Origin of the sequence: Sphaerospermopsis sp. LEGE 08334, from assembly GCF_015207205.1 — a bacterium.
In the GTDB taxonomy this organism is placed as follows: domain Bacteria; phylum Cyanobacteriota; class Cyanobacteriia; order Cyanobacteriales; family Nostocaceae; genus Sphaerospermopsis.
Genome location: NZ_JADEXH010000049.1, coordinates 1 through 25,424 on the forward strand (window position 1 = coordinate 1; position 25,424 = coordinate 25,424).

The 25,424-nt window shown below is 36.7% G+C and carries 33 protein-coding genes and 2 pseudogenes; 19 read left to right on the forward strand and 16 right to left on the reverse strand.

Annotation, left to right across the window (positions count from 1 at the left end):
• Positions 1-126, reverse strand: a pseudogene (locus IQ237_RS21905) (IS4 family transposase); the annotation flags it as partial.
• 86 nt (positions 127-212) lie between these two features.
• Between IQ237_RS21905 and IQ237_RS21910 the strand changes: the two are divergent.
• The 10 genes and pseudogenes from IQ237_RS21910 to IQ237_RS21950 form a co-directional block, all read left to right on the forward strand.
• Positions 213-554 (forward strand): annotated as a pseudogene (locus IQ237_RS21910) (tyrosine-type recombinase/integrase); the annotation flags it as partial.
• 271 nt (positions 555-825) lie between these two features.
• Positions 826-1,521: a hypothetical protein gene (locus tag IQ237_RS21915; protein WP_194059029.1), complete on the forward strand. Its 696-nt coding sequence runs from the start codon at positions 826-828 to the stop codon at positions 1,519-1,521.
• A 231-nt stretch (positions 1,522-1,752) separates the two neighbouring features.
• Positions 1,753-2,511 (forward strand): hypothetical protein, encoded by a 759-nt coding sequence (locus IQ237_RS21920; RefSeq protein WP_194059031.1) that lies wholly within the window; start codon positions 1,753-1,755, stop codon positions 2,509-2,511.
• Positions 2,508-2,810 carry a GIY-YIG nuclease family protein gene (locus IQ237_RS21925; protein WP_228020585.1) on the forward strand — a complete coding sequence of 101 codons (303 nt, stop codon included), beginning with the start codon at positions 2,508-2,510 and terminating at the stop codon, positions 2,808-2,810. The genes IQ237_RS21920 and IQ237_RS21925 overlap by 4 nt, the downstream gene beginning before the upstream one ends.
• Before the next feature lie 3 nt (positions 2,811-2,813).
• Positions 2,814-3,020 carry a hypothetical protein gene (locus IQ237_RS21930; protein WP_194059033.1) on the forward strand — a complete coding sequence of 69 codons (207 nt, stop codon included), beginning with the start codon at positions 2,814-2,816 and terminating at the stop codon, positions 3,018-3,020.
• A 129-nt stretch (positions 3,021-3,149) separates the two neighbouring features.
• Entirely contained in the window at positions 3,150-3,281 is a 132-nt protein-coding gene (locus IQ237_RS26760) for a hypothetical protein (protein WP_255512698.1), read from the forward strand.
• 122 nt (positions 3,282-3,403) lie between these two features.
• Positions 3,404-3,667, forward strand: a complete 264-nt coding sequence (locus IQ237_RS21935) for a hypothetical protein (RefSeq protein ID WP_309225799.1) — start codon at positions 3,404-3,406, stop codon at positions 3,665-3,667.
• 192 nt (positions 3,668-3,859) lie between these two features.
• A complete protein-coding gene (locus IQ237_RS21940; RefSeq protein ID WP_228020586.1) occupies positions 3,860-4,102 on the forward strand; it encodes a hypothetical protein in 243 nt (80 codons plus the stop codon).
• 97 nt (positions 4,103-4,199) lie between these two features.
• Positions 4,200-4,358 carry a hypothetical protein gene (locus IQ237_RS21945; protein WP_194059035.1) on the forward strand — a complete coding sequence of 53 codons (159 nt, stop codon included), beginning with the start codon at positions 4,200-4,202 and terminating at the stop codon, positions 4,356-4,358.
• Positions 4,359-4,362: 4 nt separating this feature from the next.
• The gene (locus tag IQ237_RS21950) at positions 4,363-4,695 is read left to right on the forward strand and encodes an RNA-binding protein (protein ID WP_194059037.1); all 333 of its coding nucleotides are present in this window, start codon (positions 4,363-4,365) and stop codon (positions 4,693-4,695) included.
• Positions 4,696-4,956: 261 nt separating this feature from the next.
• On the opposite strand, the gene IQ237_RS21955 is transcribed toward IQ237_RS21950, so the two are convergent.
• A complete protein-coding gene (locus IQ237_RS21955; RefSeq protein ID WP_194059039.1) occupies positions 4,957-5,163 on the reverse strand; it encodes a papain fold toxin domain-containing protein in 207 nt (68 codons plus the stop codon).
• Positions 5,164-5,525: 362 nt separating this feature from the next.
• Here IQ237_RS21955 and IQ237_RS21960 point away from each other — a divergent pair, with 362 nt between their 5' ends.
• The 3 genes from IQ237_RS21960 to IQ237_RS26765 all read left to right on the forward strand — a co-directional run bounded on the left by IQ237_RS21960 (position 5,526) and on the right by IQ237_RS26765 (position 6,207).
• Entirely contained in the window at positions 5,526-5,747 is a 222-nt protein-coding gene (locus IQ237_RS21960) for a hypothetical protein (protein WP_194059041.1), read from the forward strand.
• Positions 5,725-5,982, forward strand: a complete 258-nt coding sequence (locus tag IQ237_RS21965) for a type II toxin-antitoxin system RelE/ParE family toxin (protein WP_194059043.1) — start codon at positions 5,725-5,727, stop codon at positions 5,980-5,982. Before IQ237_RS21960 ends, IQ237_RS21965 begins: the two co-directional genes overlap by 23 nt.
• 102 nt (positions 5,983-6,084) lie before the next feature.
• Entirely contained in the window at positions 6,085-6,207 is a 123-nt protein-coding gene (locus tag IQ237_RS26765) for a hypothetical protein (RefSeq protein ID WP_255512699.1), read from the forward strand.
• Positions 6,208-6,504: 297 nt separating this feature from the next.
• Here IQ237_RS26765 and IQ237_RS21970 read toward each other — a convergent pair whose 3' ends face one another.
• From IQ237_RS21970 to IQ237_RS21985, 4 genes are all read right to left on the reverse strand, one after another.
• Positions 6,505-7,311, reverse strand: coding sequence for a NifU family protein (locus tag IQ237_RS21970; protein WP_194059045.1), 807 nt, complete (start codon positions 7,309-7,311; stop codon positions 6,505-6,507).
• Between the two features lie 168 nt (positions 7,312-7,479).
• Entirely contained in the window at positions 7,480-7,704 is a 225-nt protein-coding gene (locus tag IQ237_RS21975) for a hypothetical protein (RefSeq protein ID WP_194059047.1), read from the reverse strand.
• A 22-nt stretch (positions 7,705-7,726) separates the two neighbouring features.
• On the reverse strand, positions 7,727-7,987 hold the full coding sequence (locus tag IQ237_RS21980; protein ID WP_194059049.1) for a hypothetical protein: 261 nt from the start codon (positions 7,985-7,987) through the stop codon (positions 7,727-7,729).
• A gap of 175 nt (positions 7,988-8,162) precedes the next feature.
• On the reverse strand, positions 8,163-9,143 hold the full coding sequence (locus tag IQ237_RS21985; RefSeq protein WP_194059051.1) for a hypothetical protein: 981 nt from the start codon (positions 9,141-9,143) through the stop codon (positions 8,163-8,165).
• A 596-nt stretch (positions 9,144-9,739) separates the two neighbouring features.
• Here IQ237_RS21985 and IQ237_RS21990 point away from each other — a divergent pair.
• Both IQ237_RS21990 and IQ237_RS21995 read left to right on the forward strand, forming a co-directional pair.
• Positions 9,740-10,702 carry a hydrogenase small subunit gene (locus IQ237_RS21990; RefSeq protein ID WP_194059053.1) on the forward strand — a complete coding sequence of 321 codons (963 nt, stop codon included), beginning with the start codon at positions 9,740-9,742 and terminating at the stop codon, positions 10,700-10,702.
• A gap of 138 nt (positions 10,703-10,840) precedes the next feature.
• Complete coding sequence (locus IQ237_RS21995) at positions 10,841-12,436, forward strand: nickel-dependent hydrogenase large subunit (RefSeq protein ID WP_194059055.1); 1,596 nt, start codon at positions 10,841-10,843, stop codon at positions 12,434-12,436.
• Between the two features lie 47 nt (positions 12,437-12,483).
• Here IQ237_RS21995 and IQ237_RS22000 read toward each other — a convergent pair whose 3' ends face one another.
• From IQ237_RS22000 to IQ237_RS22010, 3 genes are all read right to left on the reverse strand, one after another.
• Positions 12,484-12,690 (reverse strand): DUF6887 family protein, encoded by a 207-nt coding sequence (locus IQ237_RS22000; protein WP_194059057.1) that lies wholly within the window; start codon positions 12,688-12,690, stop codon positions 12,484-12,486.
• Positions 12,690-12,866, reverse strand: coding sequence for a DUF6888 family protein (locus IQ237_RS22005; protein ID WP_194059059.1), 177 nt, complete (start codon positions 12,864-12,866; stop codon positions 12,690-12,692). Before IQ237_RS22005 ends, IQ237_RS22000 begins: the two co-directional genes overlap by 1 nt.
• 185 nt (positions 12,867-13,051) lie before the next feature.
• Positions 13,052-13,438 carry a hypothetical protein gene (locus IQ237_RS22010; protein WP_194059061.1) on the reverse strand — a complete coding sequence of 129 codons (387 nt, stop codon included), beginning with the start codon at positions 13,436-13,438 and terminating at the stop codon, positions 13,052-13,054.
• A 249-nt stretch (positions 13,439-13,687) separates the two neighbouring features.
• On the opposite strand from IQ237_RS22010, the gene IQ237_RS22015 reads away from it, so the two are divergent.
• Positions 13,688-14,194, forward strand: a complete 507-nt coding sequence (locus IQ237_RS22015; RefSeq protein WP_194059081.1) for a 2TM domain-containing protein — start codon at positions 13,688-13,690, stop codon at positions 14,192-14,194.
• 338 nt (positions 14,195-14,532) lie between these two features.
• The gene (locus tag IQ237_RS22020; RefSeq protein WP_194059063.1) at positions 14,533-16,614 is read left to right on the forward strand and encodes a serine/threonine-protein kinase; all 2,082 of its coding nucleotides are present in this window, start codon (positions 14,533-14,535) and stop codon (positions 16,612-16,614) included.
• Between the two features lie 118 nt (positions 16,615-16,732).
• On the opposite strand, the gene IQ237_RS22025 is transcribed toward IQ237_RS22020, so the two are convergent.
• A complete protein-coding gene (locus IQ237_RS22025) occupies positions 16,733-17,998 on the reverse strand; it encodes a tetratricopeptide repeat protein (protein WP_194059064.1) in 1,266 nt (421 codons plus the stop codon).
• A gap of 228 nt (positions 17,999-18,226) precedes the next feature.
• Positions 18,227-18,895: a 2OG-Fe dioxygenase family protein gene (locus IQ237_RS22030; RefSeq protein ID WP_194059065.1), complete on the reverse strand. Its 669-nt coding sequence runs from the start codon at positions 18,893-18,895 to the stop codon at positions 18,227-18,229.
• A gap of 403 nt (positions 18,896-19,298) precedes the next feature.
• On the opposite strand from IQ237_RS22030, the gene sfsA reads away from it, so the two are divergent.
• Positions 19,299-20,024, forward strand: coding sequence for a DNA/RNA nuclease SfsA (sfsA, locus tag IQ237_RS22035; protein WP_194059066.1), 726 nt, complete (start codon positions 19,299-19,301; stop codon positions 20,022-20,024).
• A 216-nt stretch (positions 20,025-20,240) separates the two neighbouring features.
• Entirely contained in the window at positions 20,241-20,999 is a 759-nt protein-coding gene (locus IQ237_RS22040; RefSeq protein ID WP_194059067.1) for a Uma2 family endonuclease, read from the forward strand.
• A 159-nt stretch (positions 21,000-21,158) separates the two neighbouring features.
• On the opposite strand, the gene IQ237_RS22045 is transcribed toward IQ237_RS22040, so the two are convergent.
• The 5 genes from IQ237_RS22045 to ndhI all read right to left on the reverse strand — a co-directional run bounded on the left by IQ237_RS22045 (position 21,159) and on the right by ndhI (position 25,418).
• Positions 21,159-21,944, reverse strand: a complete 786-nt coding sequence (locus IQ237_RS22045) for a GNAT family N-acetyltransferase (protein WP_194059068.1) — start codon at positions 21,942-21,944, stop codon at positions 21,159-21,161.
• 787 nt (positions 21,945-22,731) lie between these two features.
• On the reverse strand, positions 22,732-23,652 hold the full coding sequence (locus IQ237_RS22050; protein ID WP_194059069.1) for an NAD(+) kinase: 921 nt from the start codon (positions 23,650-23,652) through the stop codon (positions 22,732-22,734).
• Between the two features lie 6 nt (positions 23,653-23,658).
• The gene (nuoK, locus tag IQ237_RS22055) at positions 23,659-23,964 is read right to left on the reverse strand and encodes an NADH-quinone oxidoreductase subunit NuoK (protein WP_006199065.1); all 306 of its coding nucleotides are present in this window, start codon (positions 23,962-23,964) and stop codon (positions 23,659-23,661) included.
• 141 nt (positions 23,965-24,105) lie between these two features.
• Positions 24,106-24,711: an NADH-quinone oxidoreductase subunit J gene (locus IQ237_RS22060; protein WP_194059070.1), complete on the reverse strand. Its 606-nt coding sequence runs from the start codon at positions 24,709-24,711 to the stop codon at positions 24,106-24,108.
• A 122-nt stretch (positions 24,712-24,833) separates the two neighbouring features.
• Positions 24,834-25,418: an NAD(P)H-quinone oxidoreductase subunit I gene (gene ndhI, locus IQ237_RS22065; protein WP_194059071.1), complete on the reverse strand. Its 585-nt coding sequence runs from the start codon at positions 25,416-25,418 to the stop codon at positions 24,834-24,836.
• Between the last annotated feature and the right edge of the window lie 6 nt (positions 25,419-25,424).

Here is a 25,424-nt window from a genome sequence, read left to right on the forward strand (position 1 = left end):
ACTATTATCCAAGGCATAACCCAACCAACACTCAACGTAAAGACGGGTGTTCAAAACCGGATAATCATTTTTTGGCAAGGATTTGAGGATGTCTTTGACAATCTTGGGAAATGAATTTATAATCATGTCAAATCAATATTTTGATATAGCTTGCTCAAATTTTAATATATTTTGGGCTATTTTTATCACAGATTTCTTAACATTCAACACTTCTGCGAAGAGATATATCGAGATGGTTTAGAAAAGTGGGAATTGATTTTCAACCTTATGATTTACGTCATGGTTGTGCAATTCGAGCGCATCTTCAGGGAATACCGATAAAAGCAGCAGCAGATAATTTAGGTCATACTGTTGATGAACATACAAAGACTTATCAAAGATGGTTTGGAATTGAAAATAGGAAGAAAGCTTTTGGTGAGGTGATGAGTCAAAGGTCGTTAATTGAGTTGCAGAAGAATGAGATTTTGGCGTTGAGGATGGAGAATGAAAGGTTAAGGTTGGAGGTGGAAAGGTTGAGATTGTTGGAAAGTAAGCTGCATAACAGCTTATACTGAATCATTCCGTCTATTACCCGGAAAATGATGATAGCCAGAAAATTTCTTGCTATCCATCCACATTTAAGTATTTATTTGGAATTTTCCTGTATAATTAGGTGGATATTGATGATATAGCGGTATGCACTTATAGCGGTTATCGGTAGGATAAAATACAATCGAGAGTGGAGAAACCCCACCTCTAGAGGTTTTGCGATTTAATGACTGTATCTCACGCAACTGCGTACCGCTATCGAATCAGTGAGTTATCCAAAAATAAAGGTAGGGTAGTATGAGTGATGCCGAGACGACTATTTATTTAGATAGACTCCTAAAATTGTATGAAGAAAAACTTAAGAAATTTCGATTATCGCTAACCCTACTTTTAGTTGGGACTACGGTATTTTTTTTGTTGATCTTTTTTCCATACATGACTCTTCTTGGCAATCGAGAGGATTGTCGAGTAAAGCAACAGCAATGTACTGAACTTGAAAAATCTAAGCTAGAGGAACGCTTTTCAGAAGTCACAACTAGTTGGGGCAAGATACCTATATCAACAGCCGAAGTGACTGTTCTTTTTCCAGTAGGGGTTGCTTGTGGTTTTGTTACTGTGGTTGAACAATTACAAGGATTGGTGCGTTTGCGTCGAGCAATTACCCAACAAATAAAGGCTCTTAGTAACCACATGGATGTTACTCTAATTGCTCCTCTACTAATTGACCCAAAACATAGTTTCATAGATCAGATATCAGGAGGAGTGACATTAATTTTGCCCTTTCTTGTTTTTATCTACTCAGTCACATTAATTCTGATTCGTCTTGAAATACTTAAGAATAAGCTTCCCTATTTTCAGAATGCGCGATTTTATTATTTGCTTTATTTTTTAAGTACATTTACAGCCATTTACAGTCTAGTGAAATTAGGGTATAATTTCTATCAGGAGAAGCGATTTGAGAAAAACAATCAATGCGATCGCCCGCCCACGTAAAATAAGTGTTATCGCCGATATTGTAGGGTGCGTTCCCGACGACAACTTCTAATTACTCCGCCGATAAATTCCTGGGAATGCACCAAGATTGTGGACTTTAAGCAAGCGATCACAGTTTAATGGAACGGGGAACTTTAGCTAGAATTGAAAAGTTAATAATACTGATGAACTGATTCATCTAATAATCAGTTTAATAAATAGTTAGATTCTAGTATTTGGAGAAATTTAGAGTTGGATTTGATTATTGATACACAGATATTATCATATAGATTCAAAGGCGTTGAGACAGGTCTTCATGACACAAAATTAGCAATAGCCTCTATCACAGCTAATGAGTTTTTAATAGCGCAGTCTAAAGAGTCAGAACAACCTGATTACTATATTATTCATCCAGCTAAATATCCTCATCTAGAATACAGTTTTAACACTCTTGAGCATTTTAGTAATCCTAAAAGTGCGAGGCTAGGCAATCACCGGACAGATCAGGTAATCATTGATTTTGGTAATCAGTTTTCAGCTTATCGAGAATTTGGAAATGAGGCAATTTCCAAAATAATCAATGAGAAAAATATTGACATATATAAACTTAGTATTTCTCATTTACCCAAACAAAAACAGAAATATCTTTTAAGACGCTTAAAGTATATTATTGATAGTGGTTATTATTGCTACTCTCTTACTAAGTCATCTTTGGAACAGGCATTGAGCCTATTTTCGGAATTTGTATCTGAACATAAATGTAAAGGTAATATTCGTAATACCATCAATGATCTTTTGATATTAGCGACAGCTATTGATAGAGAAAAGAAGTTTTTAACAAATGACAATCTGCTAAATCGTTTCGCTGCTGAGTATTATGAAGCACCTGTTTACCAGCGAGAAGATGAACTGTTGATTGACTTTTCAGAAAAGCCACTTGAGAAAAGGAAAAATAGAGAAAGTAAAGGTTACATTAATAAGGGTTGGAGTTATGTTATGCGTAACAAATGAACATACCCTTGAGCCGAGATTTTAGCGATATTCCAGATCGTCCCGGCATTTACGCAGTTAGGCATAGATATCAAGGATTGCTTTACATTGGTAAAACCAAAAGTTTACGAAGTCGTTTTAAAGGTGGACACAAAGCTTTTTTGTGGGCTTGGCTCGATCAATATAAAAGTGAAGATGTAAGAATTGCCGTGCAGACAATACCTTACTCGAAAAACCCTGAGCTACTATTAGAACTAGAGGCGATCATTTTGAGAGCGACTGAGCCACCATATAACGTTAAAATTCCTATGGAGTCCTAACCCATGCAAGTGAAACTTTCGGAGCAAATTTCGTCCGATGATGCGGAAATTATTTTAAAACACTTACCAGAATGGATTCAGGATGCCTTGATTTCTCGTGCTACTGAAATTGATTATCCCGTTGAAGCAATTATTGAAATGGCGATCGCCAGTTTTTTAGACACAGAAGCATTAAGTTTTGCCGACTGTAAGCCAGGGCGGGGTCAATAAGTCTAATAAACATCTTTGCAAAAAGCGATAGCGCAAGCGCTGCTGCAAGCAGTTCGCCAATCTTGTAAATTGGGTTGAGGAAACAAAACCCAACAAATAATCAATTATGTGAATATTATACATCATCCGATGGGTTACACGATACCTAGAGCGAGAAAAGCGATCGCTCAATTTCCCTCTCTAAATCCTGATATCCTTAGAAGTAGAATTGAAAAATTTATTGAACATTGTGAAAATAATCTGGAGGAAAATCAATCATGAATCTTAATGAGTTACCAGGTGCAGAAACAATACAGCACTTTGCGTAACGTTTAGGTACAAAAACATAAGACAGAATTATTACATCAAGCTAGAAAATAGGATATGAACTGTACTAGATAGACGTGCAAAGTGCTGTATTACCTGGACTGAATGATCTTCACAATGGTGAATCTAATACAATTGGAGCATTATTAATTGCGATCGCCTCAACACGGTTAACTGAAGCCGGTTTAGATATCCCCAAAGATCACTTATCCCCAGAACCAGAGTTCACTTTATATGCTAATCTCCAAGATCAAAGAGACGATGCTTACGTTTATTATAATGCTTTGCTTAATCAACTAAATAGCTTTTGCAATGCACTCGAATTAAGTTATAAATATTAGCTATCTCACCTTACAAATATCTTCGGGAAAAGCGATCACGCTAAATTTCTATTTTTTTGTACTTTCTTAACTATTATTAAATGCGATCTCATGGATAAGCGATCGCTACTAATCAAAAATTTTGAATAGTTGTGAAAATTGCTCTATGTTATAATTTCCAAAAAAATCTCTACTTAATAAATTCTCTTCTGTTTGAATACGATAAACACTATTACAATTTATAAAGCCACTCAAAAAGGCAAAGGGCAAAATCTTGTAGAACGAGGATTTCATCCTGATGATTTTCCCTACCATCCTCCAACTGCCGACGGCAAATGCTATTTTGCAGCACCAAATAGTAGGAGTCTAGCTGAAGAGTATCATCGGTATTACAAAGATGGGATTTTGGAAGTTACAATACCCGGATTTCTCACCAAAATCCTCAAACCCTTATAAAATCTGGATTCTCGGTTTTCACACTGTGTCAAAAATCAGCACCATGAAAAATACCCGAAACTGTTTCTCCATAAGGATTATATAGATTGCGATCGCATTGTTTGTGAGAAATGCGGGAATAGACTCAGAAATCTATGAACAATATTTCAAACCCCTGGAAAAACCCTATCAAGGCACAGAACAATTAGAATTACCAGTTCCCCATGACTTGTTTCCTATCCTCAACCAATATCCAAGAGTCTTAAAACCAAGGTAGCACTATGAGCGATCAATTTTGGCAAAAAATCAAATCTAAATATCCGTTAGGTGAACTGATTCACGGTACTGTCGAATATCATGCACCGTTTGGGATTTTTGTGAGTTTAGATGATGAAGTAGTGAGGGGTCTTGTTCAGATTACTGATTTTGTTGATAGTGGAGATATGACTCCAGAAATGTATCCAGATATTGGTTCACCTATTGGCGCTGTTGTTGTTGGCTATACCGAAGACGATCGCAATCAAATATGGTTAAGTGTTAAGCCCAGTGTGTTACAGAAAGCATTGGTACATCTCAAAATTTCCGCAACAAGCGATCAATCATCAGCAGCATAACGATCTAAATACACACCAACCACCAAGAGGTTATTAAATATCTTTGAGAAAAGCGATTTCTACGGAGCGCTTCGCTATCGCTCAAAATCCATTATCTTGTGCTTTCTTAACTGTGGTTAACTGCGATCGCTAATATTGGGTTAATGCGATCGCTCAACTTCCTTTTTTGTGCTTCCTTGACTCTCATGGTAGCTGATGGGTTTAGTAAAAACATTTGTTGCTAAAATATAATCAGAGAAACAGCAAAATGAGATTATAAACTTAGATACAATTCAACAAGATATTGTCGTATATAGTCGAAAGTCGCCAAAGGTTACCAGGAATTTTACGTTGTTTTAGCCACTGTTTGAGTGTCTTGGCACATTCTTGGTAATGAAGTAATGGAAATCGAATGACAATATTACCAATTGCTTGATGAATTTCAGCAATGGCTAAATCATCTGATAAAAAATCATTCAGAAACAGCACCTCCTAAAAAATGTTGATTTTATTTTAGTCTTGGATAAACTACCCTTAAATGCGATGTTTTTTGCACTCTTTCTCAGAGTAACACCATCTTTGTGGCAAATTTTCTTGTGCTTCCTTAATCTCGATTTGCGATGCCTACGGCGAGCGAAGCGATCGCTCAAAATCCATTATCTTGTGCTTCTTTAACTGTGATTAATTGCGATCGCCAATTCTGTAGGATGGGTTAATGAAATGTAACGCACCTTATTATGTTTTCATCTTTGAGAAAAGCAATCAGTCAAATAGCTACCATCTAATGGCGTTTCAATGTCAAAGTTGGTGATAATATAGAAAAGAAAAACTCTTTAAATGTAAAATCTTGTATGACTACTCGGCTAGAAGTTGAATTAGTAATCAAGCAATTGCCAGAAAGTGAAGTTCGTGATCTGGCAAAGTGGCTTCAAGAATACATTGATGAGATGTGGGATCATCAAATTGAGGCAGATTTAGCATCAGGGAAATTAGATCGCCTCATTGCTCAGGCAGAAAAAGATATTGCAGCCAACAACGTGAGGGATCTTGATGAAATCCTTAGCGACGACTGAGTTTTGGAAAGCGTATGCTGAATTGTCACCTGAAATGCAAGAGCAAGCGCAGAAGGCTTATCAGCTTTGGCAGGAAAACTCACTTCATCCCTCTTTGCACTTCAAAAAAGTCGGTAGAAATCTTTGGTCTGCCCGTGTCAGTGGTGGATATCGAGCGTTAGCCTTGAAAAAGGGTGACGATTATTATTGGATTTGGATCGGTAATCATGATGAATATGAAAGTTTTTTAAATTAGCTCGTTGTTACAAGCGATAGCGAAGCACTCCGCAGGAATCGCTCAAAATCAATTTTCTTGTGCTTCCTTAACTATGATTAACTGCGATCGCTAATCTTCTGAGTGCATTCACTGATCATCTCGGATAATTTTGATCGTGCATTGCGATCGCTCAAAACAAACATCAAATTCTCGAAAAAAGTTAGTGCGATCGCCAATTATGTGGGGTGCGTTAATGGAATGTAAAGCATCTTTTTCTGTGGCATGATGAGTTCAATAATCTACAAGATTAGATAAAATAAAGAGAGCATTAAATGGAAAAGCAATTACCGTAGTCATTGATGAAACAGGAGATAGGTTAGACAGATTATCGGTTTACTGATTTTCAGCATATTGAGAAATGGTGGGAAATTATTTTTTGTGTTTACACAATGATTACTCTCAGTTATGTTAGCTGGAAATTTGGCTCAATTTTAAGCCCGCGCAGTCGTTGTTGATGCTCAAATCAGTTCATTCCCAACTATTTTACCTGCTTATCAAACTTTAAACCTGGATATACACTTTATCACCTTTAACTTGCACTTGATAACTTTGTAGAGAAATATCCGGTACTGTTAGACATTTGCCTGTATTTAAATCGTATTCAAATTGATGGGATGCACAGGTGATAATACCATTTTTAACTTTACCTTTATCCAAGGGAAAACCTAAATGAGAACAGGCATTACCATAACAGTGTACCTTATTGTCTTGTTTGTATAAAATCAAGTTATGATTTTCAATTCTAACTCCTAAGATTTGATTTTCAGGAAGTTCATTAACATTCGTAACTCTTACCCAATAGGAATTTGTGGGAACAGTAGCAATTGTAGAATTAGGATTATTATTAACAGCTACAATTTTAGTAATTTCTGAACAATGTTTTTTAATTATTTGTTCTACCAATTGGGTTAAAGTTAAAGTAGAACTGGCACAATTACTACAACTACCAATTAACTTAACTTCAACTGTATCTGGTGGTTTAATAGCAACTAATTCCACATCCCCATTATGGCTTTGTAAACTAGGGCGAATTTCCGCTAATGCTGTTTTTATCCGTTCTGACAATGGCAGTTTTACCAAATTGTGGTACAATAAAACCGCATAAACAATATCATCATTTACCGCATTGCTTAAAGCGGCTAAATTATCCTTTTTCAAACTTTTAATCAAGTTCGTTAAAGCTGCTTTATGTAAAGCTTCAACTGCACTTTTTAAACCAACTGCCACACATCTTTGACTTTCATCCCAATCAGAAATAATTGCTTCAAATCTCTGAATATCGGCTATTAATTCATTTAAATTATCCATAAAAATCTGTGTTTATATGTAGATCATATAACAAATGAAAATGATAAAATGAAACAGCCAAAGGCTTTTAGCACTGTCACCTGTCACCTGTTCACTGTCACCTAGTATAATAAAACAATCCCTCAGATAAATCTGTAGGGATTGATAACTTTTATAATTGGAACTGCATCATTTCATACGAAAATCCTTCAACAGAAAAGGCATCATTAAACCTGTAAATAAACTAGTTACAGTAATAGGAATACAAAGGGGAATTGATGCCTGTGCTAATAAAACTAATAATACAGTACCAATACCACTAGCTAGTATTGTTTGACGCAGAAAATATAGCGGATCACGAAATAATTTACCCTTGAGAAATAATCTCAGAGAAAACCAGCCTAATTCTAACATATATCCTCCTATTACTTGCCTATTAGTTGCCTAAAAAGGTTAAAATTAACAACCCTAAAATTAGGGTGGGAATTACACCGGCCGGGGCAAATAAACTACCAATAGTGGCAGAAAATTTATAGCCTAAATCTTTACCAGCTAAAATCATTCCACCAATTGCACCACCTACCATTGATAAGATTACGGCAATGGCTAACCAAGCTAATGCTGTGGTAAAATTGAGGTCTGTATTTAAACTATCAACGAAATCTCTAAATGCTGGGTTATTGACAAAATCGCACATCTTTATTTCTCCTATTTGTTGACAAGTTAATGGTCATTTTTCACGATTAATCAGATTCATCAAGTTGTTTAATTTGATATTAAAACCTGATTAATGAAACCTGATTCAAATACTTGCTTATCTCAATTTTTGATGCAAGTAAATATTCAGACTCTTGATTCCTGACTCCTGATATTTAATTTAAGGAAACTGCTAGTATTTCTGCTTCCAAATCTTTGAGTGCTTGGGCTACTATTTCCGCCTTCTCAATTTCTTGATTGTTGGTGAATATTTGCCAAGCTTCTTGATAGTATAATTTAGCTTGTAGGAGGTTTTGGGGATTCCCTAATTCTGGTTTTTCGGGGTTGTCTGGTAAGTTAAAAAGTACGTTAGCTTTGTTGGAAATTGTGTTAGCATATTCCAAGGGTGTATCTTGAAGATTACGCACTTTTAAAGCTTCGTCATAAGCTGAAACAGCCCGCAAATTATTATCAATGGGATGGGAACTAATTAAATATTGCAAAGCATTACCTAAGTTGTTTTGCAACATGGCATATTCCCTGGGATGATCAATAATGTTAATATGCTTGAGTGCAACTTCAAAAGATTGTACTGCTAACCCTTGACGTAAATATTCCCGTTCTGAAGCCATTGGCATTGCAAGATAGGCGATCGCAATATTATTATATAAAATCGCATATTCTTGGGGGTATTCTTGCCAAGTAAATACCCGCAAAGCCTCATGATAAGCTTGGATACTATCAGTTATCCGCGCTAAATTATAGGGAACTAAAGACTGTAAAACTAAACCCAAATTCATCTGCGCTTCTGCTACTTCTTCTGGTGTAGCAAACTGCTGTAAAATAGGTAAAGCTTCTTCGTAATTATCCTTAGCTTGTACTAATAATTGGGGGTTAGAATCGGGTATTATTTGTAAAGTACCCGCCATTCCCACTTTTGCCCGTGCTTTCAGTAAAGGATAATCTTCACCACACATTTGATAAGCACGATAAAACAATCCTAACCCACTTCGCAAGTCTTGGGATTTTTTTGGCTTTTTGAGAAAACCCTGAGCCATTTCTATCAGCATTTGGATTTTTTCCTCTGCTGTGGCTGACTCATCCGAAATGGCCGCCATAGCCGCTTTTACGGCTGAATCTGTAACACTAAAATTCATAAATTGGCCATAGTAATTGAGTCACCAACCAAGCCGATTTACGCAGTTTTTCAGTTTTTACAGATTCCCCTTTTTATAGCTATGAGCTATCAATTATCAGTTATCAGTCGTCAGCTTTTAAAAATTTATTCTGACTCCTGACTCCTGATTCCTAGAAGGGTTTACCAGTGCTAAACCCCTACTAAATCATGAAAATAAAGTGTTTGTACCTATCCTTTGTTAAGATTCAAGGAAAGGGTAATAACATTAATATTTTTCACTATAAAAGATTCATTTAAGAGAAATCTAGCGTAAAATTACTAATGTTAATTTTTGTAGAGATAAATTGATCACTTGAGAATAGATTTCTGTATTATCAATCAATCAAAATCCAGTAAATCAACAAATCCTGTCAATTCTGATTCAGACAGAAATCCTATGTTAAAATAACAATAATAATCAATCAGCGAGACTCTACAAAAATCCTCAGTAGTAGAAATTCAAAAATTGATAATGTTGCTAAAATTCCTGCGTATCTCCCCATCAACACTGACGGAATAATCCCGTGAAATAATCCCGTGTATCTCTCCACATCTACAATAGAAAAATCATAGCCAATGACAAATGTACTCTGGCTGCAAGGTGGTGCTTGTTCAGGTAACACCATGTCATTTCTCAATGCCGAAGAACCTACAGCTTGTGATTTAATAGCAGACTTTGGCATTAAAATTCTTTGGCATCCTTCCCTGGGTTTAGAACTCGGTGCAAACTTACAAACCCTGCTTTGGGAATGTGTCTTAGGTAAAACTCCCCTAGATATTTTGGTATTTGAAGGCAGCGTAGTTAACGCCCCCAATGGTACAGGAGAATGGAATCGTTTTGCAGATCGCCCCATGAAAGAATGGTTAAACGACTTAGCTAAAGCTGCTAATTTTGTCGTGGCCATCGGTGACTGTGCTACCTGGGGGGGTATACCTGCAATGTCACCCAACCCCAGCGAATCTGAGGGTTTACAATTTCTCAAACGCAACAAAGGCGGTTTTTTAGGTAAAGATTTTGTCAGCAAAGCCGGTTTACCTGTAATAAATATACCCGGATGTCCCGCCCATCCTGACTGGATAACCCAGATATTAGTCGCTATAGCTACCGGACGCATCAGCGATATTACCCTAGATGACCTCCACCGTCCCCAAACCTTCTTTAACACCTTTACCCAAACCGGTTGTACTCGCAACATTCACTTTGCTTACAAAGCCACAACCGCCGAATTTGGACAACGTAAAGGTTGTCTCTTTTATGACTTGGGTTGTCGTGGACCCATGACCCATTCTTCCTGTAACCGCATTCTTTGGAACCGCGTATCATCGAAAACCCGCGCCGGAATGCCTTGTATCGGTTGCACAGAACCAGAATTTCCCTTCCATGACCTCAAACCGGGAACAGTATTTAAAACTCAAACAATTATGGGTGTTCCCAAAGAAATACCCCCCGGAGTCAACCAAAAAGATTACGCAGTCCTCACCGTTGTTGCTAAAGACGCAGCACCAAAATGGGCAGATGAAGACTTTTTCTTAGTTTAGGTATTGGGGACTAGGGAGAAAAATTTTAGATTTTAGATTTTAGATTTTAGATTGGAGTTAACAAAATCCAAAATCCAAAATCCAAAATTGAATCACCAATCACCAATTATCAATCACCAATCACCAATCATCAAAATTATGCCAATTCAAACATTAGATATTGCACCCGTTGGTAGAGTCGAAGGTGATTTAGATGTCCGTGTAGACATCGAAGACGGATATGTTACAAATGCCTGGACTCATGCAGAACTTTTTCGCGGTTTTGAAATTATTTTACGCGGAAAAGATCCCCAAGCTGGTTTAATTGTCACTCCTAGAATTTGCGGTATTTGTGGCGGTTCTCATTTAAGTTCTGCCTCTTGGGCGTTAGATACTGCTTGGGGAACAGAAGTTCCGAGAAATGCAATTTTGGCGAGAAATTTAGGTCAAATTGTGGAAACAATCCAAAGTATTCCTCGATATTTTTATGGATTGTTTGCCATTGATTTAACCAATAAAAATTATCGCAGTAGTCGCTTTTATGAAGAAGCCTGTCGTCGCTTTGCTGCTTTCACAGGTAAATCTTATGAAATTGGGGTGACTATTTCCGCTAAACCTGTAGAAATCTACGCTTTATTAGGTGGACAATGGCCTCACAGCAGTTATATGGTTCCTGGTGGTGTGATGTGCGCCCCAACTCTAACCGATATTACCCGTGCTTGGGGGATTTTAGAATATTTCCGCACCAATTGGTTAGAACCGGTTTGGTTAGGTTGTTCTTTAGAAAGATATGAAGAAATTCAATCTTATGATGATTTCCAAAAGTGGTTAAATGAAGATATCAAACACCGAGAATCTGATTTAGGTTTATATTGGCGTATGGGTCTAGATATCGGGTTAGATAGATATGGTGTGGGTGTGGGTAAATATGTCAGTTGGGGATATTTACCCCATGAGGATAGATATCATAAACCTACCATTGAAGGACGTAACGCTGCGGTAATTATGAAAAGCGGTGTTTACGATGGTTGTAAAGATACTCATAGATTGATGGAACAGGGTTTTGTGCGAGAAAATTTAACCCATTCTTGGTATAATGAGGGTACTCAAGATTGGCATCCGAGCGATCGCAATACCGCACCAACTATCAACAACCAAAAAGATTTTAATGGTGCATATTCTTGGTCTAGTGCAGTTTTACACCAAGACTTAGGAAGATTAGAAGCAGGACCCCTAGCACGTCAATTAGTTGCAGGTGGCAAACATGGAGAGTCATGGCAACATTATGACCCATTTATTTTAGATGTTTTCAAAAAAATGGGCGGTGCAAATGTTCACCTCAGACAACTAGCAAGGGTTCACGAATTAGTCAAATTATATCGTCAAGCGGAACGTTGTTTGAAGGAGTTCAAATTAAACGAACCCTGGTATATTAAACCCCAAGAAAAAGATGGTAAAGGATGGGGTGCAACGGAAGCAGCAAGAGGCGCTTTATGTCACTGGGTGGAAATAGAAGAAGGGAAGATTAAACAATACCAAGTTATTGCCCCCGGAACTTGGAATATTGGACCCCGTGACGGTGCTGGTAAACGCGGACCTGTGGAAGAAGCGTTAATAGGTACACCTATTGCAGATCCTACTGATCCTGTGGAAGTTGGCCATGTGGCGCGTTCTTTTGATTCATGTTTGGTGTGTACAGTTCACGCCCATGATGCTAAAACAGGTAAAGAATTAGCCCGTTTTCGGACGGCTTAATTTATGTTTTGATTTACGTTATCTAGGGTGGGTTTTTACCACCTTATTTAACTTTGAGATTGATTTATTTGTTGCCGAATAGCCGCTTGAATTTTAGTATCAAAATCAGGATCATCTACTTGAGCAATAATTGGACGTTTAACTTGATTACGTCGTTCTAAATAGGCTGTTAATGCCAATTTATCATTTCGGTGTTGGAGAAAATACTGTCTTAATTCTTGTTCAGACATCGCAGCGTAATTGATTTGATTCATTATATTACCTCACCATTAGGAGTTATTTCCAACTCAATTTCTTCGTTATATCCAGCCAAAATATATAAATTTTTAGTTCGCTCATCAATGCAAATGAGGTGTATTAGTTGCAGCATGACGTAAGTTAGCTGATAACTAATTATGTATAAACTCCTCAATTGCTGATTGGTAGGCATATTATATCTCTATAAATTTAACACATTTCCCAAATTTACCATAGATTGAGCCAGTGCCTAGTTTTGTAGGGTGCGTTGGGATGAAATCTGTAAAGCACCGTTATTCACGATTTGGTGCGTTACGTTACCACTAACACACCCTACTGGTATGTCACTTTTTTGAGTCACCTATCAACTATTAACTATCAACTATCACCTGCTTCCCCGTCTCTACGCCCTAGTTCATAAATACCCGCACCCATACAGGCAAGTATACCTGTGCTAATTCCCCAACTACCACCTAAACTAATTTCTAAACCCCAATTAGATAATGCACCAAATATGATAAAAGGTACAATGCTGAAAACTGAAGCGTAAAAGGCGTTTTGTGATTCTCTAGCTTTGCGGGTTTTTTCAAATTCTGTTTCACTGGTGTAAAGGAATCTTTCGGCAAAATTAAACCAGCGATTTAATTGTTCTATCACCCATTCTCTGGTGGATGCTAAAGCTAAATATAAAGCTAAAGACCATAAACAAGCTCCAGCGATCGCAATTTTATCTAATTCAAATCTAAAGGGCAATATATCAAACATGGCATCGGGTAACTTGGCAATAATATTTAATATTACCTTTTAATATTACCTTAAATTCCTGGGTAAATCTACATCTTTGCAGCTTTTAGCCCTAAACTTGCCCTCAAATGACTACTTCTGGTGTCGCTGGGTGGGAAGATGCGGAGGTAGGGAGGTAGGGGAAGTTAATAACCCTATCACCAATCACCATCTAGATTTGCTACTGTAGAAGTAGTGCAAATTATGAAAATTATTATCAGAGCAAAAATTATGACGGTATTTGAATCTAACAACCCCCGTTCCTACAGTCAAGAACAGGTGCAGCAAATTCTACAATTAGCGATCGCTCGTCAAACCGATGATCGTGATCAAGAATTTTCATATCAGCAAATTATCGAAATTGCTGCCGAGTTACAAATTTCACCAGAAGCAGTTAAACAAGCAGAATGTGATTGGATAGCCCAACAAAGCGAAGTACAACAACGCAAAGCTTTTGATCTTTACCGCCAAGGTAAATTCAAAAAACGTCTGGGTAATTATGCAATTGTTAATAGTTTTTTCATACTTGTAGATTTGGTCGGTGGTGCTGGTATTTCTTGGTCACTATACATTTTACTATTCTCTGGACTCACAATTGTACTTGATATTTGGAATACCTTTCAAAGCCAAGGTGAAGACTATGAAGCTGCTTTCCAAAAATGGAATCGTAAGCATCAAATTAAACAAACTATCAATACAGTTCTAAATAAGTGGTTTAACGCATTTAAAACATATTAATATCAACTCAATATCAACATCTATCAGTTATCATTTGTCAGTTAATGCAAGATTGATGACATAAATTTAGTATTTTGAATAACAAAAATGAGTATTAAATGAGATTCAAAAAATAAAATATTGAGAGATTATAATCCAGATGATTGCTTGATAAATTATTCACGAAATCATTAACATATTCATCAAATACTTCATGGCAATTTGACCTGATTTTTAATTTGGGCTGCTGTATGATGATAAGACGATTAATGGTGTTGTATAAATAACCGTCAGCAACAGTTTTTAATTTTTAATTTTTAATTTTTAATTCTTTATTATGCAGTCACTCTTATTTGATCATGATATGCTGCTTAAATCCTGATTGCAAAAATCCTCAAAATCCAGATGGAAAAGAGTTTTGTCAAACTTGCCATACTCCCTTAGTACCACTTTTAAGAAATCGTTTCCGTGTGATTCGGGTGCTTTCCGATGAAGGGGGTTTTGGCAGAACCTATTTATCAGAAGATACAGATAAATTAAATGATTGTTGTGTCGTTAAACAGTTAGCACCAAAATTTCAAGGAACTTGGTCACAAAAAAAAGCAATGGAGTTGTTTTGTGAAGAAGCAAAACGACTGCGAGAACTGGGAGAACATCCACAAATTCCCACTCTTTTAGCTTATTTTGAACAAGATAACTGTCTGTATTTGGTACAACAGTTTATTGATGGACAAAATTTATTACAGGAGTTGCAATTACGGAAAAACTACAAAGATTGGGATATTCAATCTATTTTGTTAGATTTGTTGCCTATTCTCAAATTTATTCACAGTCGAGGCGTTATTCACCGAGATATCAAACCGGAAAATATTATCCGCCGCAAAAGTGACGGAAGATTAACTCTCATTGATTTTGGTTCTTCTAAACAATTAACAGCCAAAGTACAGAAAAAACATGGAACTTCCATAGGTTCACATGGTTATTCCGCTATTGAACAAATCAGAGATGGTAAAGCTTACCCTGCTAGTGATTTATTTAGTTTGGGTGCTACCTGCTTTCATCTTTTAACGGGAATTTCTCCTTTTCAGTTATGGATGGAACATGGATATAGTTGGTTAAATAATTGGCAATCTTATTTGCATTCTCCTCTCAGTTATGAGTTAGCCATAATTATTGATAAGTTACTACAAATAGATATTCGGAATCGCTATCAATCTGCTGATGAAGTGATTAGAGATTTAAGTAAACAGTACACACATCTACTAGCACCAGCTAGTAATTCTTTATTATCCGCACCAGCCAAGAAAGCTAATGTTTATCCTCAAAAATATATTTTGCTGAGAAATTCAATTTTAATAGTAGGAACAATAGTATTTTTAGGTTTGGGAGAATTTGGTTATAGACACTTTCACCAACTACAAACAACTCTTTTTTCTCGCTGGAGTCCCCTGCAAAATAGGAAAAGTCAAACTAAGAGTGATACTATTGTTCAACAACCACCACAGGAGTCTTTAGAAAAAATTTCTTTATTGAAAACTATCACAGAACCAAATGAATCAATTTCATCGGTAGCTATTACTCCAAATGGTCAAACTATTGCTAGTGCTGGTAATCGCATGATTAAACTATGGAATATTACCACAGGTCAAGAGATTTATTCACTGCAAGGACATACCCAAAAAATCAATGTTGTGGCTATTAGTTCTGATGGTAAAAAGTTGGTCAGTGGTAGTGATGACAAAACAATTAAAGTTTGGAATTTACCAACAGGTAAGTTAATTCATACCTTAATTAGTCATACTGATTCAGTTCATGCTTTGGCTATTAGTAAGGATGGGAAAACTTTGGTAAGTGCTAGTGATGACAAAACAATTAAAGTTTGGAATTTAGCAACAGGCAACCTAATTATTACTCTAAAAGATCATACTTATTGGGTACGTTCTCTGGCTATTAGTCCTGATGGTTTTACTTTAGCAAGTGGGAGTTTTGATAAAACTATTAAACTGTGGAATATCACCCAAGAAAAACCCCAAGAAAAATCAATTCATTCATTAACTCCTAATTCCCAAACTGTGACATCTTTAGCTTTTAGTCCAGATGGTAAAATTCTCGCTAGTGCTAGTCGCGATCGCCAAATTAAACTGTGGAATCTCAATACAAAAACGGAAATTCGCACTATAACTAAACAAGATCATAATGTCACATCTTTAGCTTTTAGTCCAGATGGTAAAACTCTTGTTAGTGGTAATCGAGATTGTATAGAATGTCATCCAACTATTAAACCTAATATTAAATTATGGGATGTGGCTACAGGTGAGGAAATTTCCTCTATCACTGGACATACTAACACCGTCACATCTTTGGTTTTTAGTGCTGATGGCAAAACTTTAGTTAGCAGTGGAGAGGATAAGAAAATTAAGATTTGGCGTTTTTCACAATAATGTAGGGACTGGGGAATTGATAATTGAAAATTGATAATTGTTAACGCTAAGTTTAAAACCTTTCCTTGTAATGAGAAAAAGATGTAATTGTCAATTGTCAATTATCCATTATCAATTGTTAACGTCTATCTCTTTCCAAATCATCAATCACTGTTTGTAAATACCACTCCTCCGACATACCCGGATAAAAATCTTGCTTTTGCTCAATTAATCTTTCTGCTATTTCCCAATGTCCCCCAACCATGCGTAACAGTCTTTGACGTAATAAATTATAGGTGGCTTTGTTGGTTGCTGGAATAGATGATTGAATTTTTTGCAGACTATTTAAAACTTGTTGATAATTCTCCCAATCTTCTTGTTCACAATAGATACTAGCTGCTTTTTGATAATCTTCCACAGCATTGGGCATTTCTTCTAAACAAGTGTAGGCAATACCACGATTATAGTAAGCTAAGGGATGCTCAGGATTCATTTGTATTGCTTGAGAGTAATCTTGAATTGCTGCTAAATAATTGCCCATTGATTGATAGACATTGCCTCTCGCAATATATACTAAATTGTCTTGTGGTTGCATTTTTAAGGCTTGATTGATATCAGCCAAAGCTCCTTGATGATCTCCTATTTGAGAACGAGCTTTTCCCCGATTACGATAAACAATAGCATCTTGAAAATTTAAATTTATTGCTTGATTAAAATCTGCGATCGCCTCTCGATAATTACCCATTTTGCAAAGTACCACCCCACGACAGCAATAAGCTTGGGCATCTTGAACGTCAGCTTTTAATATCCAATTTAAATCAGAAATTGCCGATTTTGTATCTCCCTGTTCTGCCTTTTCTAATAATTGTGTGAAATAATCTTGAGTAGATATAATTGCTGCTGGTTTATTGATTTCTTGATTTGGTTTTGGTTCTGCTTTGGGTTGTAGCTGTTTAATCTTCTCTAAACAAAGACGTGCATTTTCTTTATCTTTTTGTGCTAAATATAATTCTGCTGCTTTTTTAAAATTAGCGATCGCCTCTGGAATATTTCCTTGTTTGCGCTGCACTATCCCCCGTAAATCATAAGCACCAGGATCATTAAATTTAAACTGAATCGCTTTTTCTACATCTTCTAAAGCACCAGGAAGATTTTTTAAAGTTAATTTTGCTAACGCCCGAAAATAATAAGCTTTGGCATTTTCTCCATCCAGTTTAATAGCTTCATTATAATCAAAAACTGCTTGTAAAGTTGCACCTGAGTTGTAATAAGCTAAACCCCTTTCTATGTAAGCTTTACTAAAGTAAGGATCTAGCTGTATAGCTTGGTTAAAATCTTCAATAGCTCCAGCATAGTCTTTTTGTTTCGCTTTTTCTAATCCGCGATTGTAAAATTCAGAAGTCATAATTTAGTTTTTTCGATGAACTCTAATCAAATTTATTTAAAACAATATTATATCACAAATTTTTGTTCTTTTAGTGTTGTCGGGGTTGATAAATGTTAAACCCCTACGGAAAATGTGGGTTGTCATACAATATAATAAAATAAGTATATCAACATAACTAAACATAAAATATAAAGTGGATAGATTCCCGACTTATTTAAGAAATCGGGGATCTGAGTATTACGTTTTTTAAGGTTGAATTAAACTGGGAGAAGTCAACACGAAAACATCCCTAGTTCCCGGTGCTGGATTTTCAGATTTAATCGGGCTAGTAAAGTGGAAAAACTCATGATCATTAACTAAAAGCAGTTCTCCGGGTTGGAGGATTTTGTGAAAAACTGGTTTCTCTTTTTTAGCAGTATATAAATGTGTTTCTCCACCTTTAATATTGTCCCTACCAACAGAAAAGATGCCAATAAAATCAGTTCCATCTTGATGAATACCTTCAGGGGCGGGATTTCCTAAATGTCCTGGTGAACAAGTAGTTCTGATTTGATGAATACCAATTTCTGCTTCTGGATGGAGTTTGCAAGAATCAATAAATGCTAAAACCAAATTCTTAAAAATTTCCAGTTCTATCAGTCCATCTTCTAATTCTGCGAACTCTCTTTTGATATCACCCAATAAAGGATTATACTCTCGACTTTGGCACAAATATCCATGAGAAAGTTTAATCAACTTATTCTCAGCAACCATTACTCTTGATAACCTTCTAGAGCGATATTTGCCCTTAATATAAGGATCAACAGGTAAGTTCTGAAAAAATGGCTGGAAACCTTCAGTATTAATAGAATTTACCTTTCTCAGAGTAAACAGAAAAGCATATTCTAACCCCGTTACAGAAGATACTTGTTGCATAGGATTTTTCTCCTTGCATTTTATAATTATTCAGCCAGCAAAAACTCCATTTCCCAGGTAGTTTTAGCTGACTGCTGACCGCTAATAGCTGAATGCGAACTGGATTTTTAAATTTCTCCCATTTTTTACATGAGAGGTATGTAATATCTATTATAAGCAACTATTTAGAAACTGTTGTAAATGTGACTACAAAATTTATTAAGTTGGAATATTTAACAAGAAATCTAGCTACTCACTTTCCTATTCCCTATTCCCTATTCCCTGTTCCATTATATAGTTACTCATCTGGGAACAAAAATATTTTCCCAATATTTTCCCAATATTTTCAAAGCTCTCATTCCTCCTGCTAACCTCTTTTATCGTATATTTACTATTAATTCAAATTTATAATTTACCTAGCAGAATGAATAACTGGCTATATCAATACCCTAAATTATACACTGGTATTTTACTCAAACGCTACAAGCGTTTTTTTGCTGATATTCAACTGGAGGGAGGGGAGGTTGTAACAGCACACTGTCCCAATACAGGACCCATGACAGGAGTTTCCAAAGTAGGTAGTCCTGTACAGTTATCTAAAAGTGATAATCCTAACCGCAAATTAGCTTATACACTGGAATTGATTCAAGTAGATGATTTAGCACCAACTTGGATCGGTGTCAATACTGCTTTACCTAATCGAGTTGTGAAACAGGCTTTAGAGAAACATCTTTTCCCAGAATTAAGTGAATATACACAAGTTAAAGGTGAAGTGGTTTATGGAAAAGATAAAAAAAGCCGGGTAGATTTTTACCTGACCGGAAAAGAAGGACAACGCCCCATTTATTTAGAAGTAAAAAATACAACTTGGTCCCAGGGAACTTTAGCCCTGTTTCCCGATACAGAAACTACCAGAGGACAAAAACATTTGCGGGAATTAATGGAAGTTTTACCCCAAAGTCGGGCAGTAATGTTGTATTTTATCAATCGGGGAGATTGTACACAATTTGCCCCAGGAGATAGCACAGATCCTATCTATGGCAAATTGTTACGGGAAGCAATAAATATGGGTTTAGAAGTTCTCCCTTGTCGGTTTGATATTTCTCCTCAAGGTATCCGTTATTTAGGGTTAGCAGAACTGAAAATTTAAGCATTTATCAGCCAGCCAAAAATGAAAGCAAAGTGCATCATTATTTACACACAAACTTTCTTTCAAGAGAATGCTAATATGAATACAAAGATTGTTCCTCACGTTTCCACAAACAGCAAAGATAAACTTCCTATTTTTGATCAGTAGTTTTTGTTGAATAAAAACAACAAACAGCAGGAAACGTGAATGATCTGAGTAATCATATCAGATTGCTATATGTTAGAAACTCTTGCGACTGAAACCACTGTGGAAATGCCACCCACCCAGGCAGAACTTCCTTATGATGACGGTATTCCGATGGAGACACAAAGACATAAATTACAATTGGATATTTTAATTGATACCATTCAGCCTTGGCTAGATCAAAGGACTGATGGATATGTAGGGGGCAATATGTTTGTCTACTACAGTTTAGCGCAATTAAAAAATCAGGATTTTCGTGGTCCAGACTTCTTTACCGTCTTAGGAGTTCCCAAAAAAGAGCGTCTTTCTTGGGTGGTTTGGGAAGAAGGAAAATCACCAGATGTAGTAATTGAATTACTTTCAGAAAGCACAGCCAAAAATGATAAAAATGAGAAAAAACTGATTTATCAAAATCAAATGCGTGTTTCTGAATATTTTTGGTTTGATCCTTTTAACCCAGATGATTTTGCAGGTTTTCACATCAATAGTGGTGTGTATGAAACTATCGCTTTTAATGAAAAAAATCAGTTAGTAAGTACAGTTTTAGGTTTAACTTTAGTCCGTTGGCAGGGTAATTATCGGGGTGTAAATGCCACTTGGTTACGTTGGGCAAATTTGGCAGGTGAGTTATTTCCTACTTCTATAGAACTGGCTGAACAAGAAAAACAACGGGCTGAACAAGCTGAAAATAAATTAAGACAAGTGGCAGTTAATTTGTTAAATAATGGAATGCCTATAGAACAAGTCACACAGTTAACAGGTTTAGATCCAAAGCAAATTTTTGGAGAGTAACCCAACTTCAATAATGGACAATTAACAATGAACAATTGACCGATAATTTTAGATTTTAGTGCCATAATCAGATTTTTATCATATTATACATTGTAGGGGTAATTCATGAATTGCCCCTACAGATACATAGCTGAAGACTGACTACTAATAGCTGAATGCTTACGCTAAATCAGCCATACCCAATCCCCAATCCCCAATATTAGAGATAATTAAAAAATCAATAGTTTTAAACTGTCTATCAATAGCAGGAAGACTACAAATTTTTGCACCAATACTCAAGTAAGCTTGTAAAATTTTCGGAATTTCCACATCATAGATATCTGGACAATTAGAATTAATTTCTATGGAATATTCTGGATGAGGATTCACTAAAATATGAGAATGTAAACAATGATTATAGAGAAAATAATTATAGGCACAAACAGCTTGTTTATGACATTGAGTTAACAAAGATGCACAACCGAAAAAATATTGATTACCCGTATAAATTAAATAATTAGCTAAACCTTGCCAAAGTAATAAAAGTGTGTAACTATTGCGATATTCTTGAGCTATGCAAGCACGACCAATTTCTACAGAAGACTGCAATATAAAATCAGGAATTTGAGCAAGATTAAATATATCAGCAGCATCAAAACCTAAATTTTTTGCAGCCATTGTATAAGTTTGCATTCTATAAGTACCAATAGTTGTACCAGTCCTTTTACAAATCAGCAATAAATGATCACAAAAATAATCAAACTTATCCCGATCCATCTGCTGACAATGAGAACTAGAAAAACCCAAACCCAACTCTTGATTAAAAACCTGAAACCGTAAGCGAAAAATAGATTCTAACTCTGCATCAGTTTTAGCCAGTCGCAAGATATACTTTTCATTTTCCCAAACCGGAAAATCAGTAAACTGTAAAGATGAAAAAGATGAAGTGATAGGATTGTAATACATTTACATCCAGGTTAATACTTAAATTTGTGAAAAATTCTATGAGGATTTAAAACTTCATTATGAACATTTTGATAAATAAAATCTGGCAATAAGATACAAATTTATCTCATTCACAATTTAAATTTTATGTCAATCTACAGCAGGAGTCAGGAGTAAAACTCTCTTTCTGTCTGGGTTTTAAGGCAATACTTTTCGGTTAAGCCCAAAACAACGAAATAACGTAGGTTGGGTTGAGGAACGAAACCCAACATTTACAAGGGTTTGTTGGTTTTCACTTCGTTCAACCCAACCTACAAAAATCTACAAAAATCCTTAACCGAACAGGATTGGGTTTTAAGGGACTTACAGATAAAAAATATTCAATATTAAATTCGGGAGCATCCCAAATGTGTAAGTTTATTTTTTTTGATTGAACCGCAAAGGACGCAAAGTACACAAAGGTAAGAGGTTTTCAGAGAGTTTTTGGTGTAGTGGCGTTTATTTTTTCAAAATTGGGATGCTCCCTTAAAGTCCCCCTTTTGAACTATCCATTATAAACATCTTTCTTAACAATCTTAAAACCTATACTTGGTAAAGGTTTCAAGACTTTTGAATTTACCTGATATTGACAAAATGTACCTCATATTTATTGATAAAAACCTCATTTTATTGAGAATCAGCAACGGAGGATTAAGGGTTGGGGGTCTGCAAGCGATCGCTCTCACGAATGTTAAGAAAGATCCCGGTAATGGATAGCTTTTGAAGGGGGATGTAGGGGGATCTGAATATTCGGATTTTTACGAAAAGTCTAATTGCGGTGATTATTACTGTAGCGCACCCTAGTACCAGCCCAAAGTAACTTTTCTCGCAGGGTTTGATAATAGGAATTATTAGCCCGCAACACAATAAACTTAGCACGACAGTCAGCCATTCGCACATCAACACGGTGTCCTGGCCAAATGGAAGTAGATAATACCCCATCCATCCACAATTTTGTACTTAAATCGTAATCCCCCAAAGGCCAAACACTAACCACAGAACCAGGAGGTAAAACCAAAGGACGACTAGAAAGACTCATGGGACAAATGGGAGTGATGGTAATAGCCTCCATGCCATCGTGCATGATCGGACCATTAGCCGAAACTGTGTAACCAGTAGAACCTGTAGGAGTAGAAATAATTAACCCATCGCCCACATATTGATCAACCACCTCACCATCAATTTCCATTTCCAAAATCGAGGTGATCATCCTATCAGCAGAAGCGGGTTTAATACAAAACTCATTTAAGGCGAGGTAATGTTCTGTAACTGGTTCTAAATTTGTCCGATGACCCTCATAAATAGCCGCTTGTAACATCATTCGGCGTTGCAGAGCATAGCGATCTTCAAATAACCGGTCCCAAACTCGTTCCGGTTCTTGAAACTCATCCATTGACTCAGTTAAAAACCCCAAATGGCCACCCACATTTACCCCCAAAATGGGGATACCAGCCGGGGCTAAATGTCTAGCACTGGTTAAAACCGTACCATCACCACCAAGGACTAAAGCTAAATCAATTGGTTGGCTGGCAGATGCCAAAAACACTGGATAGGGGTTGTCTTTGGGTCCACTAGGTCCAACCAACACTTGACATTGGCGGTCTTCTAATTGTTTAGCGCAGAGTTCAGCCCAGCGTTTACTTTGGGAGTCTCGCGCTTTGTAAGCTATGATTACCTGCTTTAATTGCACGTACTGTTACCACTTGAGGAGATTAAACTGCTCCATGTCAACGGTATCACGGTTACGATAAATAGCCAGTACAATCGCCAACCCTACCGCCGCTTCCGCAGCTGCCACAGTAATCACAAAAACAGTGAAAACCTGACCTTTAATTAATGTTGAGTCGAGAAAATTGGAAAATGCCATTAAATTTAGATTAACAGCATTTAACAGTAACTCAATTGACATGAGTACACGGACGGCGTTACGGCTGGTAATTAAACCATAGATACCGATGCAAAATAAAGCTGCTGCAAGTAATAAGAAATATTGAAGTTGCATAGTTTGGTAATTGCTAATTGCTAATTGGTGATTGGTAATTGGTAATTGGTAATTGGTAATTGGTAATTGGTAATTGGTAATTGGGCATTGGGTAAATTCATATTCCCAGTCACCAGTCACCAGTCACCAGTCACCAGTACCCTAGTCTTCAGTGCCACTAGATACCAATTCTCTGGGGCGTTCTGGCAAGGTTAAGATGGTTTGTGGCAGTTCAGAAGGGGTAACTTCATCTGGTAAATATTCCCGACGTGCCAAAATGATTGCTCCTACCATTGCCATTAGCAACAATACGGATGCTAATTCAAAGGGAAGCAAAAAGTCTGTGAAGAAATGTTGACCAATTACAACTATGGAATTTTCAGTAGGTGCGGGTGCAGAGGAGTAAGCCCAAGGTGTTGCCAGTACCATTGTACTTAATAGGGCAAACAATCCTAGACTAACTACGCCGGTAATGATTTTCCGTAAACCAGCACTGGGTAAAGGGTAAAAATCTTGACGTTTGTTTACCAACATAATGGCAAACAAAATCAAGACGTTGATCGCACCCACATAAATCAGAATTTGTGCTGCTGCGACAAAATCACCATTTAGCAATAGGTAAAGTCCTGCCATGCTGATGAATACACCACCCAGCAAAAAGGCGGAATAAACGATGTTGGAAAACAACACTACACCCAGTGCTGCGCCAATCATCATTACTCCTAATATGCCAAATGAAACAGATTGTACTCCTTCGGCTAAATTCACTTTTTTCGATCCTTTTGATGTTTTGATAAATGCTGATCGGTGGTTCAATTTTGGATTTTGGATTTTGGATTTTGGATTGTATTTAGTTAGTTACAATCTAAAATCTAAAATCTACAATTTGCTTACCCATTACCACTTTCTACTAAGTCTTCTGGACGAGAACCAGCACGGGGAGCATCTGCGGGGACTCCGTGGGGTTCTATCACTCCTTTGGGTAGATAAACAAGTTCGCGTAGTGGTGTCACCATTGGATCGTCTGTCACCTTGTAGGGCAAGCGTCCTAATGCTACGCTATCGTAGTTCAATTCGTGGCGATCGTAAGTAGAAAGTTCGTATTCTTCTGTCATGGATAAACAGTTTGTGGGACAGTATTCCACGCAGTTACCACAGAAAATACAAACTCCGAAATCTATACTGTAGTGTTTGAGTTTTTTCTTCTTGGTGGCTTTGTCCATTTCCCAATCTACTACGGGGAGGTTGATGGGACAAACGCGCACACACACTTCACAAGCAATGCACTTGTCAAATTCATAGTGGATTCTACCGCGAAACCGTTCACCAGGAATCAGTTTTTCATAAGGGTATTGTACGGTAACAGGGCGGCGTTGCATGTGGTCAAAGGTGACGGATAACCCTTGTCCGATATAACGCGCTGATTGTACTGCTTCTTTGGCGTAATCACCAACTTGTTTGAGGAACTTTAGCATTTTTTG

Coding starts and splice junctions, on each gene's coding strand:
- IQ237_RS21915 (WP_194059029.1), top strand. CDS start 826: ATGAGTGATGCCGAGACGACTATTTATTTAGATAGACTCCTAAAATTG.
- IQ237_RS21925 (WP_228020585.1), top strand. CDS start 2,508: ATGAACATACCCTTGAGCCGAGATTTTAGCGATATTCCAGATCGTCCC.
- IQ237_RS21930 (WP_194059033.1), top strand. CDS start 2,814: ATGCAAGTGAAACTTTCGGAGCAAATTTCGTCCGATGATGCGGAAATT.
- IQ237_RS26760 (WP_255512698.1), top strand. CDS start 3,150: ATGGGTTACACGATACCTAGAGCGAGAAAAGCGATCGCTCAATTTCCC.
- IQ237_RS21950 (WP_194059037.1), top strand. CDS start 4,363: ATGAGCGATCAATTTTGGCAAAAAATCAAATCTAAATATCCGTTAGGT.
- IQ237_RS21960 (WP_194059041.1), top strand. CDS start 5,526: ATGACTACTCGGCTAGAAGTTGAATTAGTAATCAAGCAATTGCCAGAA.
- IQ237_RS21965 (WP_194059043.1), top strand. CDS start 5,725: ATGAAATCCTTAGCGACGACTGAGTTTTGGAAAGCGTATGCTGAATTG.
- IQ237_RS21970 (WP_194059045.1), bottom strand. CDS start 7,311: ATGGATAATTTAAATGAATTAATAGCCGATATTCAGAGATTTGAAGCA.
- IQ237_RS21975 (WP_194059047.1), bottom strand. CDS start 7,704: ATGTTAGAATTAGGCTGGTTTTCTCTGAGATTATTTCTCAAGGGTAAA.
- IQ237_RS21980 (WP_194059049.1), bottom strand. CDS start 7,987: ATGTGCGATTTTGTCAATAACCCAGCATTTAGAGATTTCGTTGATAGT.
- IQ237_RS21985 (WP_194059051.1), bottom strand. CDS start 9,143: ATGAATTTTAGTGTTACAGATTCAGCCGTAAAAGCGGCTATGGCGGCC.
- IQ237_RS21990 (WP_194059053.1), top strand. CDS start 9,740: ATGACAAATGTACTCTGGCTGCAAGGTGGTGCTTGTTCAGGTAACACC.
- IQ237_RS21995 (WP_194059055.1), top strand. CDS start 10,841: ATGCCAATTCAAACATTAGATATTGCACCCGTTGGTAGAGTCGAAGGT.
- IQ237_RS22000 (WP_194059057.1), bottom strand. CDS start 12,690: ATGAATCAAATCAATTACGCTGCGATGTCTGAACAAGAATTAAGACAG.
- IQ237_RS22005 (WP_194059059.1), bottom strand. CDS start 12,866: ATGCCTACCAATCAGCAATTGAGGAGTTTATACATAATTAGTTATCAG.
- IQ237_RS22010 (WP_194059061.1), bottom strand. CDS start 13,438: ATGTTTGATATATTGCCCTTTAGATTTGAATTAGATAAAATTGCGATC.
- IQ237_RS22015 (WP_194059081.1), top strand. CDS start 13,688: ATGACGGTATTTGAATCTAACAACCCCCGTTCCTACAGTCAAGAACAG.
- IQ237_RS22020 (WP_194059063.1), top strand. CDS start 14,533: ATGATATGCTGCTTAAATCCTGATTGCAAAAATCCTCAAAATCCAGAT.
- IQ237_RS22025 (WP_194059064.1), bottom strand. CDS start 17,998: ATGACTTCTGAATTTTACAATCGCGGATTAGAAAAAGCGAAACAAAAA.
- IQ237_RS22030 (WP_194059065.1), bottom strand. CDS start 18,895: ATGCAACAAGTATCTTCTGTAACGGGGTTAGAATATGCTTTTCTGTTT.
- sfsA (WP_194059066.1), top strand. CDS start 19,299: ATGAATAACTGGCTATATCAATACCCTAAATTATACACTGGTATTTTA.
- IQ237_RS22040 (WP_194059067.1), top strand. CDS start 20,241: ATGTTAGAAACTCTTGCGACTGAAACCACTGTGGAAATGCCACCCACC.
- IQ237_RS22045 (WP_194059068.1), bottom strand. CDS start 21,944: ATGTATTACAATCCTATCACTTCATCTTTTTCATCTTTACAGTTTACT.
- nuoK (WP_006199065.1), bottom strand. CDS start 23,964: ATGCAACTTCAATATTTCTTATTACTTGCAGCAGCTTTATTTTGCATC.
- ndhI (WP_194059071.1), bottom strand. CDS start 25,418: ATGCTAAAGTTCCTCAAACAAGTTGGTGATTACGCCAAAGAAGCAGTA.